This is a genomic window from Actinomadura sp. NPDC048021, from assembly GCF_040653135.1.
GTDB classification, from domain to species: domain Bacteria; phylum Actinomycetota; class Actinomycetes; order Streptosporangiales; family Streptosporangiaceae; genus Spirillospora; species Spirillospora verrucosospora.
Genome location: NZ_JBEZJQ010000033.1, coordinates 71369 through 86261 on the forward strand (window position 1 = coordinate 71369; position 14893 = coordinate 86261).

A 14893-nucleotide genomic window follows, 5' to 3' on the forward strand; every position below is an offset into this window, starting at 1 on the left:
TGGCAGGAATGCGACATGAGGGTCGGACCGGCGGAACGAGGCGAGCGGCTCGGTCGCCGTCCGTGCGGCGTAAGGGCGTCACCGACTGCCCCGTTCGCGCCGGTCGTTTCCAGGCTGCGACGTGCCGCGCGGTTTTTCAAGCAGCGGGCGGCCTACCCGCCGACACGCTGGGACAGGACCCGTCCCGGCCAGTCGCCCACGGTGAAGGCGGCGTCCGTCTCGAAGCCGTTGCCCTGGTAGTACTCCACCAGCCGCCCGTCGCCGCCGCCGTAGCAGTCGACGCGCAGCAGGCCCACGCCCTTCGCCCTGGCCTCGTCCCTCGCCTTGGCGATCAGCGCGGCGCCCACCCCGTGCCCGGCGAACGCCCGGTCGGTGACCAGGAGGGTGATGTAGAGCTCCGGCTCGTCGACCGGGTCGACATAGTGCGGGGGGCCGGGCGCGACCGCCATGACGCCGGCGGGCCGCCCGTCGACCCGCGCCACCCAGATCTCGTCGTCGCGGGCGATCGCGGAGATCCGCTCGACGCGGCGCGGATCCTCCGACCAGGGCTCGCCGCCCCACTGGCCCGTGCGGCCGTTGGCGGCGAGCCACGCCACCGCCCCGTCCAGCATCGCCAGCATCATCGGCGCGTCGCCGGGCCCGCCCTTGTGGATCTCCATCGCACCTCCTCGTGAGGGAGATCCTGGCAGTTCACGATCGCCGGGGCGAGGGGCTCAGGAGCCGATGAAGCCGTGCGCGCGGGTGAAGAGGCCGAGCGTGATCGAGTGGAGGAGGTCGCCGGTCTCCCTGGGGGCCTTGCCCGCGAACGCGCGGGCGTGCGTGCCCTCCAGGACGATGCCGAGCTTGAAGCAGGCCAGCACCGCGTACCAGGTGATGGACGACAGGTCGCGCCCGGCGACGGCGTCCGCGCGCTCGGCGTAGACCTCGACCAGCTCCTCGGCGGTGGGCAGGCCGCCCGCGGCGCCGAGCGGCCCGGCGAGGGCGGCGCTCTGGTCGGCGCGGTCGGGCCAGGTGGCCAGCAGCCAGCCGAGGTCGAGCAGCGGGTCGCCGATGGTGCTCATCTCCCAGTCGACGATCGCGGCGACCTCCGGGCCGTCGAAGGAGTACATCAGGTTGGCCAGGTGGTAGTCGCCGTGCATGATCCCCGGGCGCCACGCCTTGGGACGGCGCTCCTCCAGCCACCGCGCGACGTCGTCAAGCCCGGGGATGTCGGGCCCGGGATAGCCGTCCAGCGCGCTGTAGGAGTCGAGCTCGGACATCCAGCGGCCCACCTGCCGCTCCAGGAAGCCCTCGGGCTTGCCGAAGTCGCCGAGGCCGACGGCCTCGTGGTCCACGGCGCCCAGCGCGGCGAGCGCTCTCGCCGCGTTCAGTCCCATCTCGCGCCGGACGCCCGCGTCCTGCGCGTGCAGATCGGGCAGCGTGACCGACGCGTTGAAGCCGTCGACCGGGGTCATCAGGTAGAAGACCGCGCCGCCCATGACGGTCTCGTCCGGGCAGGCCGCGATGAGGCGCGGCGCGGGGACGTCGGTTCCGTCGAGGGCCCCCAGCACGCGGGCCTCGCGCCGCAGGACCTCGTTCGTCCTCGCGCGCAGGTGGCCCGGGCCGCGCCTGAGCACGTAGTCGCGTCCGCCCCGCCGGAACCGGACCAGCGTGTTCTGGGTGCCGCCCGCCAGCCGCTGGACGTCCTCGAACGGGCCGCCCGGCAGGCCCCGGCCCTCCATCCACCCGGCCAGGACGTCGAAGTCCACCAGGGCGCGGTCGATCTGCTCAGGCTGCACGGCGGTCCCTTTCCGTCGCTCGATGTACCGGAGAGTAACAGTCATGCACTTGCATTACTTACTGAGGTACACCGATTATCGGGGAAGACGACCGAGGAGGCTCGCCATGGCTTGGGACTTCGAGACCGACCCCGCCTACCAGGAACTTCTCGACTGGGCGGACGCCTTCGTCCGGGACGAGGTCGAACCCCTGGACCTGGTGCTCGGCGACCCCTACGACAAGTCCGACCCCCGCTACAAGCGGCTCGTGCGCCCCCTCCAGGACCGGGTGCGCGAGAAGGGCCTGTGGGCGTGCCACCTGGGTCCCGAACTGGGCGGCCAGGGGTACGGGCAGGTGAGGCTCGCGCTGCTGAACGAGATCCTGGGCCGCTCGCGCTGGGCGCCGTCCGTGTTCGGCTGCCAGGCGCCCGACTCCGGCAACGCCGAGATCATCGCCCATTTCGGCACGCCCGAGCAGAAGGAGCGCTACCTGCGCCCCCTGCTGGACGGCGAGATCTCCTCCTCGTACTCGATGACCGAGCCGCACGGGGGAGCCGACCCGACCCTGTTCACCACGCGCGCCGTCCGCGACGGCGACGGCTGGGTCATCAACGGCGAGAAGTGGTTCTCCTCCAACGCCCGCCACGCGACCTTCCTGATCGTGATGGCCGTGACGAACCCGGACGTGTCCGCCTACGAGGGCATGTCGATGTTCATCGTCCCGGCCGACGCGCCCGGGCTGGTCACCGTCCGGAACGTGGGCGTCGGCGGCGAGCGCGAGGGCTCCCACGGCTACCTGCGCTACGAGGACGTCCGGGTGCCGGCGGAGAACCTCCTCGGCGACGAGGGCGGCGCGTTCGCGATCGCCCAGACCCGCCTCGGCGGCGGCCGCATCCACCACGCCATGCGGACGATCGCGCAGGTCCGCAAGGCGTTCGACATGATGTGCGAGCGCGCGGTCTCCCGGCGCACGCGCTTCGGCCCGCTCGCCAGGATGCAGATGACCCAGGAGAAGATCGCCGACAGCTGGATCGAGATCGAGCAGTTCCGGCTGCTCGTCCTGCGCACCGCCTGGCTCATCGACAAGCACCGGGACTACAAGGCCGTCCGCAAGGACATCGCCGCGGTGAAGGCCGCGATGCCGAAGGTCTACCACGACGTCGTCCAGCGCGCGATGCACCTGCACGGCGCGCTCGGCGTGTCGAACGAGATGCCGTTCGCCGCCATGATGATGGGGGCCGAGGCGATGGGCATCGCCGACGGCCCCACCGAGGTCCACAAGATCACCGTGGCCCGGCAGCTGCTGCGCGACGTCGAGCCCGTCGAGGGGCTGTGGCCGTCCGGCCACCTGCCCACCCGCCGGGAGGCCGCCCGCGAGCGGTACGCCGAGGCCCTGGAGCATGCGATCGGCAATGAGTGACACACGGGAACGACTGCTGGACGCCGCCGAGACCCTCTACGCCGCCCGCGGCGTGGACGCCGTCAGCCTCCGCGAGATCCTCCAGGAGGCCGGCGCCCGCAACGCCACGGCCGTCCAGTACCACTTCGGCGACCGCGCCGGGATCCTGCGCGCGATCTTCGCCCGGCACGCCCCCGAGGTCGAGGCCCGCCGGCACGCCCTGCTCGACGCCTACGAGGACGGCGAGCAGGGCGTCCGCCCCCTGGCCGCCGCCCTCGTCCGGCCCATGGCGGCCCGCCTGGCCGACGCGTCGGGGCGCTCGTACCTGCAGATCTGGGCGGACGTGCTGAACCGCCCGGAGCCCCTCGTCCCCATGGCGGTCCTGGACGACCCGCGCGACAGCCTCTGCCGGTGGCGGACCCTGGTGGAACCCCTCCTGGAGGAGGACGCGGCCCGGCTGCACCGCCGCTTCACCGCCATCCTGTACGCCGCGATCGAGCTGGCCCGCCGCGCCCGCTCCGGCCCCCGCACCGACGACCGCCTGTTCACCAGCTACCTGATCGACGTCGTCGCGGCGATCCTCGGCGCCCCCGTCTCCCCGGAGACCCGCCGCCTCGCCGCCGAACGCGACGCCGCCCGCCGCTGATTGCCGGATGGGCAGGTCACATTCGTCCAAGACGGGGGACTCCGCTTCCCGCAGACTGGGCATCCCAGACCCAGGGAGGGACGACATGACCAGCGAGATCCGCCGCACCTTCTACCCGCTGATCCGGGCGGCCGACCCGGCCAGGACGCTCGACTGGCTGGAGAAGGCGTTCGGCTTCGAGCCCGTGGACGTCCACAAGGACGACGAGGGCGCCATCGTGCACGCCGAGATGCGCTACGACACCGGCCTCATCATGTTCGGGCCCGCCTCGACCGCCACGGCCGCCGTCTACGTCGCCGTCGACGACCCCGACGCCCACCACGCCCGCGCGAAGGCCGCCGGGGCCGAGATCTTCCGCGAGCCGGCCGACCAGGACTACGGCTCCCGCGACTACGCGGCCCGCGACCCCGACGGCAACGAGTGGTACTTCGGCACCTACCGCCCCTGACTCCGCAAGGGGGCCGATCGCCCTCAACCCTCATGATTAATGAGGGGATTCGCGAGAAATGCGGTGCTACGGTGCGGGGGCCGGCCGCGGGACTTCGGTGCGACTTCCGGAACTTGCCTATTAAGCGATGCTTCGCTGCTCGCGCCCCCATTCCCCGGCCGGCGCCTTCGACCGACCGGGGGAGTGATGAGCGAGACGTTCGCCGACCTCGTCGCGTGCGAGGACGTGCTGATGTTCGTGAACGCGGCGATCACGTCCACCGGGCAGCGGGAGTTCCACCACGGTTCGGGGGAGCAGCGGCTCAGCCTGGAGTTCCTGCACGAGTACATGCTGGAGAACTACCGCGACATGTACGCGGCGGTGCTCGCGCTGGACGTCAACGACCACAACGCGGCGATCATCATCCGCAATCTCCTGGTGCGCGCGGGCGACGTGGGGGTCGAGCGGCGGCGCGGCGAGGGGCGGCTGATCGCCCGGCGGCTGGAGACGCTGCCGCCGCAGCGGGTGTACCGGCTGTTCCGCGACCTGCGGCGGCTCGGCGTGAACAACCGGCGGACGCGCGCCGTCATCCGCGACTGGATGGCCGGGCGCCGCGACCCGGCCTTCGACTCCGTCAAGTACCGGACGGCGGTGAAGGACGCGGCGCGGCACGCGCATCTGCGGCTCCGGGGTGAGCAGGCGGCGTTCCTGTTCGCGCCGTCCGGCGTCAAGGCGTTCCAGACGCCCCTCTACGAGCAGTGGCGGCGGGCGCACTACGAGCAGGCCGCGATCTACGAGCTCCCGTACACGGTCGCGGAGGGCTTCGCGGCCAAGCACAAGATCCCCCGCGAGGTCTTCCTGGAGCGGATCCAGCACCGGATGACGCGGCTGGAGCGGTTGCGCCTGCAGGAGAGCGCGCGGGAGGCGAAGGTCGAGGCCGTGCGGGCCGACCTGGGCGAGATGCCGCTGACGAGGCTCGCCTCGTACGTGCTGGCGTTGCCGCTGGACGACCGGGCCCGGCGGCGAGCCGAGCTGACCCTGGCGCTGCGCACCGCCGCCCGGCGGGTGGCCGGGGCCGCGCGCGGCTCGTGGGGACGGGTCACGGCCGTTCTGGACGACAGCTACTCCTCGCTGGGCTCGGGGGAGAAGCGCAGGCGCCCGCTGGCGGTCGCGCTCGCCGCGCACTACCTGCTGGAGGCGCTCGCGAAGGAGTACACGCCGCTGTGGACGTCGGGACGCACCGACGCGCTGCTGACGTACCCGTCCGGCCCGACGCCGCTCGGCCATCGGATCATCGACGCGCTGGAGACGGCGCCCGAGCGGCTCCTCATCGTCTCCGACGGGTGGGACAACGCGCCGCCGGGACTGGCCGCGGACGTCCTGCGGGTCTGGCGGACGCGCCTGGACCCCGGGCACCGCCGCGCCCCGGGCCAGCGGGTCATGATCGTGCACCTGAACCCGGTGTACGACGCGGGCGGATTCGACGTGCGGCGGCTGGCGCCGGGGGTGCCGACCGCGGGCGTCCGGGACGCCGAGGACCTGCCGACGCTGGTCGAGCTGGCCCGGTTCGCCGAGGGGCGGGTCGGCCTGCCGAAGCTGCGGGCGCACCTGGCCGACCGGACCGCCCGCTTCCTCGGGGAGGGCGCATGACGACCGCGCTGGACGGCCTGGAGACGAGGCCCGCGCAGGTGTGGGGCTCGATCAGGCTCGTCCCCCTTGTCCGGGACGAGCCCGTGCCGCACCTGCGGCTGCACCGGAAGGCGTTCGAGGAGCCGGTGACCGTCGTGGACGTGGGTGACGCGGCCTATGTCTCGTTCGTGCCCCACGCCTTCGTCGCGACGTGGAGCGACGGCGACCAGGCGCAGGCCGCCTCGTACGGGGCGCGCCTCCTGGAGCGGGACACCCGGGCGGCCCCGCCGCGCATGCCCGTGCGGTTCACGCGGCGGATGGCGAGGAAGGCGGGCAAGGACCGGCTCCGGTTCCTTCCCCTGCACCTGGCCGTCGAGGGCTATCTGGCGCTGCACTTCGGCGGTCCGGAGATCGCCTGGGAGGAGTGGTCGCGCCGGGCGGTCGCGCACGGGCTGTCGCCCCGCTGCGAGGAGACCTACCTCGGCCGGCGCGTGCGCGGCCTGGAGGACGCGCTGAGGATCTTCGAGATCCATCCCGGGCAGTGCGGCGTGCTGGTGTACGTCGCCGACGCCCTGGCCAGCGCGTTCGTCGTGCCGCACCCCGACGACTACCGGGCGCTGCACCCGACGCTGGTCGAGGACCTCTTCGGTGAGCTGATCTACATGTACGGCCTGCTGGGCGCCCCGGCGCGCGACCTGTCGGCGCCGGTCGACCCCGCCGGGATCAGGACCCTGGGCGATCTGCGCGCCGCGGTGGAGATCCGCGAGGCGGAGTGGGCCGCCTTCCACGACGAGGTCATGGCCGGGCGGCTCTTCGACGAGGACGGGTCGCGCCAGAGGGTGCAGTCGCTGCACGGGTTCGAGCTGGCGCGGTTCCTGCCCTCGTTCGCGCTGGGCCGGGAGAACCACATCGGGGAGATGATCACCGGCGGGGACGGCGAGATCGCCTACCTGAAGACGTTCCGACTCTCGGAGGCGCAGGTCAGGCGCGGGTACCTCCTCAAGCGGCTGGCCGAGCACGACTGGCGGCTGGGCGCCACCGCCGCCGCTCTCGGCACCGACCGCGCGGGCCTGGCGCTGCGCCTCGAACGGGCCGGGTTCGGCTACCTGCTGCGCCAGGACGTCCTCGACCACTTCCGGGCGCAGCGCCGCGCTACCTGAGGCCCGCGAAGAGGTCGTCCTCCCGGGCCGGCGCCTCGATCCGGCTGAAGCGGCGGACGAACGCCTCCGACGAGAACGCCGCCTTCTGCATCTCCTCCGGCAGCTTCAGCAGGAAGATGTTCTCGCCCTGGCTGGCGTGCGCCAGCAGGGCGTCACGCTTGGCCTCGAAATGGGCGGAGACCTCCAGCGTGCTGGTGATCAGCTCGTCGGGGGTGCCGAAGTCCTCGGGCGGCTCGAAGCCGAGGTCCAGGCCCGCGGCCCGGGCGGCCTCGAACATCTGCTTGATCCCTGACCGGGGAATGGCCGTGTAGTAGAGCTTGTCGGGAATGCCGGTCTGCTCGGCGGCGGCGAGCGCGATCCGGTGGGCCTGGATGTGGTCGGGGTGCCCGTAGCCGCCGTTCTCGTCGTAGGTGACGACCACCTGCGGCCGGTAGCGCTCCATCAGCGCGGCGAGCCGGGCGGCGGACTCCTCCAGCGGGATGTTCGCGAACGCCGCCGGGTCGTCGTTGGTCGACCAGCCGTCCATGCCGGAGTCGCGGTAGCCGAGCAGCTCCAGGTGGCCGATGTCGAGCAGGGAGGCCGACTCGCGCAGCTCGGCGAGGCGGCGCCGCGCCACCTCCCCGGCGTCGTGCCCGGGCTCGCCGGGCTTCACGCCGCCGGAGTCGTCGCCCTGCTCCCCGTTCGTGCAGGTGACCAGGACGGTGCGAACGCCCTCGGCCGCGCTGCGGGCGAGCAGGCCGCCGGTTCCCAGCACCTCGTCGTCGGGGTGGGCGTGGACGGCCATCAGCGTGAGTTCTTGCGTCATTCGGGTCTCCTCGCAGGTTCGGCCGTCCACTCTATGTCCCGGGTGTGACAGTCGATCATGCCTGCGAGGTGGACTCGGCCCCCTTCAGGTCGGCGACCGTCAGCGGGTGCGCGGGCGCGTCGAACGGGAACACCGAGGAGGCCTCCATGCCGTCCAGCACGAGCAGCTCGCCGGGGTCCAGGAGCCGCCAGCCGGGGTCGTCGTCCAGGCGCTCGCTGGCGAGGACGCACGCGGGCGTCGGCTCGCGGTGCCTGGACACCTTCACCTGGCCCTCCTCGCGCCCCGCGCCGAGGTGGCGTTCCGCGCCCGGCTCGGTCAGGTGCGGGGTGGACACCCACAACTCGTGGGTGTCGGGGTAGCGCAGCGCCCACAGCCGCCCCGACTCGGCCAAAAGGATGTTCAACGCGAAGACCGGCAACTCGGCGGCGATGCGCCGGACGGCCGCGATCAGCCCGGACGCGGTGTCGCCCTGCCGCCGGATCTCCGCGGTGACGTAGGCGAACACGTACTCCGAGTCGGTCTGCCCCTTGATCGGCGCCCGCTCGACGTCCGTGAGCCAGGAGCCGAGGACGTCGACGCCCCGCACCACCCCGTTGTGGGCGAACAGCCGGTCGTCCATGACGAAGGGGTGGGAGTTGTGGACGTCGGGCGCGCCGGTCGAGGCGTACCGGACATGGGAGATGAACGTGTGCGACACCACGTGCCGCGCCTCGGAGTTGAAGTCGGCGTCCTGGAACGCGGCGACGGGGGCGCGGTCGCGGACGGGCTCCCCGCCGAGCGAGAACCAGCCGAGACCCGTCCCGTCCGGCATCCGGCGGGACTGCGAGCGCAGGCTGTCGGGAGCGTCCAGCAGCCAGAAGGTGGCGCGGACGCGGGGTCCTCCCGTGGTCATCCCGAACAGGCGGCACATGCAGGGACGATGCCCGCTCGGCGGCGGCCTAAGACTCCGCGCGCCGAATCGCCTTCGACGGGCGGCCCGGGATGCCGTACGGTCCGTGTATGGGGTCGCCGGTGGTTCTGCTGGACGTTGACGGAGTGCTCAACCCGTTCGAGCGGCCGCACCGCGGCTTCCAGCGGCACGAGTGCTCCCCGAACGGGATGACGTACAAGCTGTGGCTCTATCCCGGGCACGGGGCGGCGCTTCTCGACCTGGCCGAGTCCACCGGCGCGGAGCTGGCGTGGGCGAGCTACTGGTGCGACAGCGCCAACGAGTGGATCGCTCCCCGCATCGGGCTTCCAGAACTGCCGTTCGTGCCGATCCCGCGGTTCCCCGGCATCACGGAGGGGCGCACGCTGGGCGCCTGGAAGGCCCGGCACGTCGCCGCGTGGGCGGAGGACCGGCCGTTCGTCTGGTTCGAGGACGAGCCGGACGCCACCGAGTGCATCGCGGGGGAGCCGGACGTCGCCGACCACCTGCTCGTGGAGATCGACCCGCTGACCGGCCTGACCGACGACCACGTCGAGGCCGCCGCGGCCTGGCTGCGCGCCCGCACGGGCTGATCGCGGGCGCGGGCGAGGTTCCAAACGTCCAATACACCCCTTCCGGGGGCCTCCTAGCGTCGTGGAGGACAAGGAAGGGAGTCGACCATGCCCAGATCACCACTGATGGACCTGGCCTTCGGGTTCATGCCGGCGCAGATGATCCACGTCGCCGCCGAGCTCGGGGTGGCGGACGCGTTCACCGAAGGCAGGCCGAGTTCGAGCACCGAGCTGGCGGAGGCGACCGGCGCCCACGCGCCGTCCCTGCACCGGCTGCTGCGCGGCCTCGCCGGCCTCGGCGTCGTGGAGCAGGAGGAGCCGGACCTGTTCGCGCTGACGGAGGAGGGGCGGCGGCTGCGCGCGGACGCCCCCGACTCGATCCGCTCGCTGATCAGGCTGTTCTGCGGCCCGCAGGTGTGGCGGACGTGGGGCGACATGGCCGAGACGGTCCGCACGGGCGAGTACGCGTGGGAGCGGGTGACGGGCAGCACGCCGTTCGAGTACTTCGCCTCGGACGCCGAACTGTCGGCGACGTTCAACCGGGCGATGGCCGAGCACACCCGCGACGTCGCCCCGGCGTTCATCGAGGCGCACGACTTCGCCCGCTACGGGACGGTCGCCGATCTCGGCGGCGGGGACGGCACGCTGCTCGCCGCGATCCTGCGGGCCCACCCCGGCCTGCGCGGCGTCCTGTTCGACCTGCCGACGGGGTTGGCCGACGCGTCCGGCCCCCTGGCCGACGTCGCCGACCGGGCCGAGATCGTGCCGGGCGACTTCTTCGAGGCCGTCTCCGCGGGCCCCGGCGCCTACGTGCTCAAGAGCGTCATCCATGACTGGGACGACGAGAAGGCCGCCGCGATCCTGCGGAACTGCCGGGCGGCGATGGGCCCGGACGACCGGGTGCTGCTCCTGGAGCAGGTCATGCCGGAGATGGTCGCGCCGGAGACGGCGGGCATCGTCCGCAACGACCTCAACATGCTCGTGGCGACCGGCGGGCGGGAACGCACCGAGGCCGAGTTCCGGGAGCTGCTGGACGGCGCGGGGCTCACGGCCGTCTCGCTGACCGGGCCGCTGCGTGAGACCGCATACCACGTCATCGAGGCGGCGGTCGCGGACTAGCTCATGTCAGGGGCCGCTTACGGCGCGGGCGCGCGGCCGTGCAGGATGGGAGCGCCGCAAGCAACCCGACGAAGGAGTGTCGCGTGAGTTCTCTCGACGGCCGCACGGCCCTGGTCACCGGAGGAAGCCGGGGAATCGGCCGGGCCATCGCCCTGGCGCTGGCAGCGGACGGCGCCAGGGTCGCCGTCGCCTACCGGCGCGACGACGAGGCCGCGCGCAAGACGGTCGCCGACATCGAGGCCGCGGGGGCCTGGGGCCGCGCGTTCCGCGCCTCGGTCGACGACCTCGACCAGTGCCGTTCCCTGGCCGCGCGGGTGGAGGCGGAGCTGGGCGAGCTGGACATCCTCGTGCACAGCGCCGGGATCGCCAGCCGCGGCAACAGCGTCGCCGACACCGACCCCGCCGAGCTGGAGCGGGTCATGCGCGTGCACGCGTTCGGCCCGCACCACCTCAGCCAGGCGCTGATCCCGCTGATGAGGCGCGCCGAGCGCAGCGACATGGTCTTCGTCTCGAGCGTCGCCACGGACCTGATGCCGCCGTTCGGCGGCCCCTACGCGATGGGCAAGGCGGCGATGGAGGCGCTCGCCCGGGTGGTCGCGAAGGAGGAGCGCGGCAACGGCATGCACGTCAACGTCGTCGCGCCCGGCCTGGTGGACACCGAGATGGGCCGCCGTCTGGTCAGGGCGACGGCCGGCATCGAGGACATCCGGCAGCAGGACGCCGCGTCCCCCTACGGTCACGTGTGCACGCCCGAAGAGGTCGCCGACGTGGTCCGGTTCCTCGTCTCGGACGCCGCGTCCTACGTGACCGGGCAGCGCGTCGTCGTGGACGGCGGGACGTTCTGACGCTCAGTGGCGCGTCCAGTCGGGCTGGGCGAAGTCGGCGACCCGGGCCGGCCGGCCGAGCAGCACCACCTCGCGGAACTGCCACAGCATCGCGCCGGTGGGGGCGTGGACACGCCACCCGGGGCCCAGCCACATCTGCAGCAGACGCCCGCCGCCCGGCTGCGGGACCCAGACGGGGGTGGCGTCGTCGGCGAGTCTGCGCAGGGTCGTGTGATGGACGGAGTGGACCTCGTCCGGGCTCGGCGCGAGCGGGCCCGGGTCGTCCAGCGCCACCACGACCGGTGTGATCGCGAAGCCCGAGGCGGCGGGGAAGTCGTCGAGCCTGCCGAGGACGTCGGCGGGGCCGGCGGCCAGGCCGATCTCCTCGTGCAGTTCGCGCAGCGCCGCCTGCTCGGGGGTCTCGCCGTCCTCCAGACGGCCGCCCGGCAGCCCCCACTGGCCCGCGTTCCGGCCCCGAAGGGCGCGCTTGATGAGGATCACCGAAGGGACGCCCTCGTGCTCGACAGCGCACAGCACCACCCCGGCGCGGCGCAGGCCGGGCGCGTCGGGGACGGTGGTGTGCTCGAACGAGCCGAGCCGTCCGGCGGCGAGCGTCCGGAACGCGGCGAGGTCGTCGAAGGGGCCGGGAAAGGGGACGCTCATGCGTCGATCCTGCCAGGCCCCGCGCCCGCCTCCCGCGCGTACCGGCCGGGCGAGGTACCCACGGCGGCCGTGAAGTCGCGGGTGAAATGCGCCTGGTCGGCGTAGCCGAGTTCGGCCGCCAGCTCCGCCCAGTCGACCCCCGCTCCGGACGCGGCCCGCTCGGCGGCCTCCTGCATCCGGAACCGCCGGATCACCCACTTCGGGCCGGCGCCCACGTACTCGTGGAACAGGCGCTGCAGGCTGCGCGGGCTCAGCCCGACCTCCTCGGCCAGCTCGCCGACCCGCACCAGGCCCGGCCGCGACGCGATCCGCTCGACGACCGCGGCGGCCTTGGCGGCGGACGGGTCGGGCTCGGGCGCACGGGCGGACAGGAACGCCGCGAGCAGGTCGACCGCCGCGTGCGCGTCGGCGGTCGCGAACACCTCCCCGGCGAGGTTCAGGCCCTCCTCGCCGAAGACCTCGTCCACCCCCGGGAACCGGCCGGTCAACGTGGACACCGGCGCGTCCATGAACGGCCTGAACCCGCCGGGCCGGAAGGCGGCCCCCACCACGCGCCCCTCGCCGTGGATCTCCTCGACGAAGTCGTCCCGCACGACGCCCGCGATCCGCGCCCGCGTCGTCCCGGCGGTCAGGTAGCTGGTGAACGTGACGTGGACCGACGGGCGCGTGAGGATCCGCTGGCGGTGCGGCGGGCGTCCCCGAAGGTCCCAGCGCAGCACCCAGAAGTTCGCGACGAACGGCGCGAGCGCGGCGGGCGGTTCGAGCCGCTCGATCCGGAACCGCTCCAGCCCCGTCCGCGCGTGCAGGATGCCCCGCGTCCCGCCGGGTAGGGGTCCTTCCACTTGCCCAGGCTAATCGGTGTCGCGTTTGTTCAAGACCGGCGCCGCCGACTCGTCCTAACGTGCAGGTGTGTTCGAACGGACGAGCGAGGAAGAGACCATGGATATCCGGAGCCAGATGACGCCCGCCGCGGAGGCCGCGGCGCGGATCGTCCTGGAGGTCCCCGAAGAGAGGATGGACGCGCCCACGCCCTGCCCGGACTGGGACGTGCGGGCCCTTCTCAACCATCTGATCTTCTGGAGCGCGCGGGGCGAGACCGCCGCGCGCAAGGAGCCGCCCGCCGGACCGGGGGAGGACCACGACTTCACCGCCGAGCCCGGCTGGGCCGAGCGCTTCGCGGAGCAGGCCCGCCGGACCGCCGAGGCATGGCAGGACCCGGCCGCCTGGGAGGGGAACACCAGCCTCACCGGCAACAATGAGGGCATGCCCGCAGGGTTCATCGCCGGGATCGTCTTCGGCGAGTGCGTCCTGCACGGCTGGGACCTCGCCGTCGCCGCCGGCCGCGAGCCCGCCTTCCCGGAGCCGGTGCTCCAGGCCGCCTGGCAGCAGGTCGCCTCCACGGCCGAGATCAGCCGCCAGTACGGCGCGCTCGGTCCCGAGGTCGCCGTGCCGGACGACGCGCCGCTGCTCGACCGCCTCCTCGGGCTGTCCGGCCGCGACCCGTACTGGAAGCCCTGAAACCCGGGCCCGCGCGCGGGTCCCGGCGCGAGCGGGGCCCCGCGCGCTCTACGCTGGTAGGCATGTCTTCGACCTCTTCGATCCGCGTACGTTTCGCCCCGTCACCGACCGGCATGTTCCATGTCGGCGGCGCCCGTTCGGCGCTGTTCAACTGGGCGATGGCCGCCCAGTCGGGCGGGACGCTCGTGCTGCGGATCGAGGACACCGACGCCTCCCGCAACAGCCCCGAATGGACCGAGGGCATCATCCGCGCCCTGGCGTGGCTCGGGATGGACGGCGGGCAGTACGAAGGCCCCTACTTCCAGTCCGCCAACGCCGACAAGCACGCCGAGGCCGTCCACACGCTGAAGGACGCCGGGCGCGCCTACTACTGCGACTGCTCCCGCGAGGCCGTCATCGCCCGGACCGGCGACCAGCACAAGGGCTACGACGGCTTCTGCCGCGACCGCGGCCTGGAGGCGGGTCCCGGACGCGCCCTCCGGTTCCGCACCCCCGACGAGGGGCAGACCACCGTCGTCGACCTGCTGCGCGGCAAGCCGGTCTTCGACAACGCCGTCCTTGAGGACTTCGTCATCGCCCGCGCCGACGGGTCCGTCACGTTCCTGCTGGCCAACGCGGTCGACGACATGAGCCAGGGCATCACCCACGTGGTGCGCGGCGAGGAGCACCTGTCCAACGCGCCCAAGCAGCAGCTGCTGTGGGAGGCGCTCGGCGCGGAGCCCCCGGTGTGGGCGCACGTGCCCGTCATCGTCAACGAGAAGCGGCAGAAGCTGTCCAAGCGCCGCGACAAGGTCGCCCTGGAGGACTACCGCGCCGAGGGCTACCTCGCCGAGGCCATGCGCAACTACCTGATGCTCCTCGGCTGGGCGCCGTCCGACGACCGCGAGATCGTCCCCTGGGACGTGATGGTCGACGAGTTCCGCATCGAGGACGTCAACACCTCGCCCGCCTTCTTCGACGTCAAGAAGCTCCGCGCGATCAACGGCGAGTACATCCGGGCCCTGGCGCCCGAGAAGTTCATCGCCGAGTGCCTGCCGTTCCTGCAGGAGGCGCCCTTCGACGTCGACGTCGTGGTGTTCGCCGAGCTGGCTCCGCTCGCGCAGACCCGCGTCGCGCTGCTGTCGGAGATCGTCCAGATGATCGACTTCGCGTTCCTGGACGAGCCGCCGTCCGACGAGCAGTCCTGGAACAAGGCCATGAAGGAGCCCGCCGCCGCGATCCTCGCCGCCGCCGAGGCCGCCTACCAGGACGCGCCGTGGAACGCCGCCGAGCTGAAGGACCGGCTGGAGCGGGTCGGCGCCGAGCACGGGCTCAAGCTCGGCAAGACCCAGGCGCCCGTCCGCGTCGCCGTCACCGGCCGCACCGTGGGGCTGCCGCTGTTCGAGTCCCTGGAGATCCTGGGCCGCGACCGCACCCTCGCCCGCATCGCCGCCGCCCGCGCCCGGCTGGAGGCCGGCGCCTAGCCGC

16 protein-coding genes are annotated in these 14893 nt (G+C 72.9%); 10 read left to right on the forward strand and 6 right to left on the reverse strand.

Annotated elements, in window-relative coordinates:
- Nucleotides 1–152: 152 nt before the first annotated feature.
- Together AB0C87_RS37560 and AB0C87_RS37565 are read right to left on the reverse strand one after the other, a co-directional pair.
- Complete coding sequence (locus tag AB0C87_RS37560; RefSeq protein ID WP_360581588.1) at nt 153–659, reverse strand: GNAT family N-acetyltransferase; 507 nt, start codon at nt 657–659, stop codon at nt 153–155.
- Between the two features lie 54 nt (nt 660–713).
- Nucleotides 714–1778, reverse strand: coding sequence for a phosphotransferase (locus tag AB0C87_RS37565; protein ID WP_353832669.1), 1065 nt, complete (start codon nt 1776–1778; stop codon nt 714–716).
- 106 nt (nt 1779–1884) lie between these two features.
- On the opposite strand from AB0C87_RS37565, the gene AB0C87_RS37570 reads away from it, so the two are divergent.
- The 5 genes from AB0C87_RS37570 to AB0C87_RS37590 all read left to right on the forward strand — a co-directional run bounded on the left by AB0C87_RS37570 (nt 1885) and on the right by AB0C87_RS37590 (nt 7018).
- Nucleotides 1885–3177, forward strand: coding sequence for an acyl-CoA dehydrogenase family protein (locus AB0C87_RS37570; RefSeq protein WP_360358037.1), 1293 nt, complete (start codon nt 1885–1887; stop codon nt 3175–3177).
- Complete coding sequence (locus tag AB0C87_RS37575; protein WP_360358035.1) at nt 3170–3802, forward strand: helix-turn-helix domain-containing protein; 633 nt, start codon at nt 3170–3172, stop codon at nt 3800–3802. The genes AB0C87_RS37570 and AB0C87_RS37575 overlap by 8 nt, the downstream gene beginning before the upstream one ends.
- Nucleotides 3803–3887: 85 nt before the next feature.
- Nucleotides 3888–4250 (forward strand): VOC family protein, encoded by a 363-nt coding sequence (locus tag AB0C87_RS37580; RefSeq protein ID WP_345171757.1) that lies wholly within the window; start codon nt 3888–3890, stop codon nt 4248–4250.
- 186 nt (nt 4251–4436) lie between these two features.
- Entirely contained in the window at nt 4437–5879 is a 1443-nt protein-coding gene (locus tag AB0C87_RS37585) for a hypothetical protein (protein ID WP_360581589.1), read from the forward strand.
- On the forward strand, nt 5876–7018 hold the full coding sequence (locus tag AB0C87_RS37590; protein ID WP_360581590.1) for a hypothetical protein: 1143 nt from the start codon (nt 5876–5878) through the stop codon (nt 7016–7018). The genes AB0C87_RS37585 and AB0C87_RS37590 overlap by 4 nt, the downstream gene beginning before the upstream one ends.
- Here AB0C87_RS37590 and AB0C87_RS37595 read toward each other — a convergent pair.
- Both AB0C87_RS37595 and AB0C87_RS37600 read right to left on the reverse strand, forming a co-directional pair.
- A complete protein-coding gene (locus AB0C87_RS37595) occupies nt 7011–7823 on the reverse strand; it encodes a PIG-L family deacetylase (RefSeq protein WP_360581591.1) in 813 nt (270 codons plus the stop codon). The two genes, AB0C87_RS37590 and AB0C87_RS37595, sit on opposite strands and share 8 nt — an antisense overlap.
- 55 nt (nt 7824–7878) lie before the next feature.
- On the reverse strand, nt 7879–8733 hold the full coding sequence (locus AB0C87_RS37600; protein WP_360358030.1) for a class II glutamine amidotransferase: 855 nt from the start codon (nt 8731–8733) through the stop codon (nt 7879–7881).
- A gap of 89 nt (nt 8734–8822) precedes the next feature.
- On the opposite strand from AB0C87_RS37600, the gene AB0C87_RS37605 reads away from it, so the two are divergent.
- The 3 genes from AB0C87_RS37605 (at nt 8823) to AB0C87_RS37615 (ending at nt 11266) form a co-directional block, all read left to right on the forward strand.
- Nucleotides 8823–9323 carry an HAD domain-containing protein gene (locus tag AB0C87_RS37605; protein ID WP_360358028.1) on the forward strand — a complete coding sequence of 167 codons (501 nt, stop codon included), beginning with the start codon at nt 8823–8825 and terminating at the stop codon, nt 9321–9323.
- 87 nt (nt 9324–9410) lie between these two features.
- Nucleotides 9411–10421, forward strand: coding sequence for a methyltransferase (locus tag AB0C87_RS37610; protein ID WP_360581592.1), 1011 nt, complete (start codon nt 9411–9413; stop codon nt 10419–10421).
- An 83-nt stretch (nt 10422–10504) separates the two neighbouring features.
- Complete coding sequence (locus AB0C87_RS37615) at nt 10505–11266, forward strand: SDR family oxidoreductase (protein WP_345171776.1); 762 nt, start codon at nt 10505–10507, stop codon at nt 11264–11266.
- Nucleotides 11267–11269: 3 nt separating this feature from the next.
- Here the strand turns inward: AB0C87_RS37615 and AB0C87_RS37620 are convergent, their stop codons facing one another.
- Both AB0C87_RS37620 and AB0C87_RS37625 read right to left on the reverse strand, forming a co-directional pair.
- Nucleotides 11270–11908, reverse strand: a complete 639-nt coding sequence (locus AB0C87_RS37620) for an NUDIX domain-containing protein (RefSeq protein WP_353832675.1) — start codon at nt 11906–11908, stop codon at nt 11270–11272.
- The gene (locus AB0C87_RS37625; RefSeq protein ID WP_345171782.1) at nt 11905–12750 is read right to left on the reverse strand and encodes a helix-turn-helix domain-containing protein; all 846 of its coding nucleotides are present in this window, start codon (nt 12748–12750) and stop codon (nt 11905–11907) included. Before AB0C87_RS37625 ends, AB0C87_RS37620 begins: the two co-directional genes overlap by 4 nt.
- 97 nt (nt 12751–12847) lie before the next feature.
- Here AB0C87_RS37625 and AB0C87_RS37630 point away from each other — a divergent pair, with 97 nt between their 5' ends.
- Together AB0C87_RS37630 and gltX are read left to right on the forward strand one after the other, a co-directional pair.
- Complete coding sequence (locus tag AB0C87_RS37630; RefSeq protein WP_360581593.1) at nt 12848–13426, forward strand: TIGR03086 family metal-binding protein; 579 nt, start codon at nt 12848–12850, stop codon at nt 13424–13426.
- Between the two features lie 62 nt (nt 13427–13488).
- Nucleotides 13489–14889 (forward strand): glutamate--tRNA ligase, encoded by a 1401-nt coding sequence (gene gltX / locus AB0C87_RS37635; RefSeq protein ID WP_360581594.1) that lies wholly within the window; start codon nt 13489–13491, stop codon nt 14887–14889.
- Nucleotides 14890–14893 lie beyond the last annotated feature (4 nt).

Coding starts and splice junctions, on each gene's coding strand:
- AB0C87_RS37560 (WP_360581588.1), bottom strand. CDS start 659: ATGGAGATCCACAAGGGCGGGCCCGGCGACGCGCCGATGATGCTGGCG.
- AB0C87_RS37570 (WP_360358037.1), top strand. CDS start 1,885: ATGGCTTGGGACTTCGAGACCGACCCCGCCTACCAGGAACTTCTCGAC.
- AB0C87_RS37575 (WP_360358035.1), top strand. CDS start 3,170: ATGAGTGACACACGGGAACGACTGCTGGACGCCGCCGAGACCCTCTAC.
- AB0C87_RS37580 (WP_345171757.1), top strand. CDS start 3,888: ATGACCAGCGAGATCCGCCGCACCTTCTACCCGCTGATCCGGGCGGCC.
- AB0C87_RS37585 (WP_360581589.1), top strand. CDS start 4,437: ATGAGCGAGACGTTCGCCGACCTCGTCGCGTGCGAGGACGTGCTGATG.
- AB0C87_RS37590 (WP_360581590.1), top strand. CDS start 5,876: ATGACGACCGCGCTGGACGGCCTGGAGACGAGGCCCGCGCAGGTGTGG.
- AB0C87_RS37595 (WP_360581591.1), bottom strand. CDS start 7,823: ATGACGCAAGAACTCACGCTGATGGCCGTCCACGCCCACCCCGACGAC.
- AB0C87_RS37600 (WP_360358030.1), bottom strand. CDS start 8,733: ATGTGCCGCCTGTTCGGGATGACCACGGGAGGACCCCGCGTCCGCGCC.
- AB0C87_RS37605 (WP_360358028.1), top strand. CDS start 8,823: ATGGGGTCGCCGGTGGTTCTGCTGGACGTTGACGGAGTGCTCAACCCG.
- AB0C87_RS37610 (WP_360581592.1), top strand. CDS start 9,411: ATGCCCAGATCACCACTGATGGACCTGGCCTTCGGGTTCATGCCGGCG.
- AB0C87_RS37620 (WP_353832675.1), bottom strand. CDS start 11,908: ATGAGCGTCCCCTTTCCCGGCCCCTTCGACGACCTCGCCGCGTTCCGG.
- AB0C87_RS37630 (WP_360581593.1), top strand. CDS start 12,848: ATGGATATCCGGAGCCAGATGACGCCCGCCGCGGAGGCCGCGGCGCGG.
- gltX (WP_360581594.1), top strand. CDS start 13,489: ATGTCTTCGACCTCTTCGATCCGCGTACGTTTCGCCCCGTCACCGACC.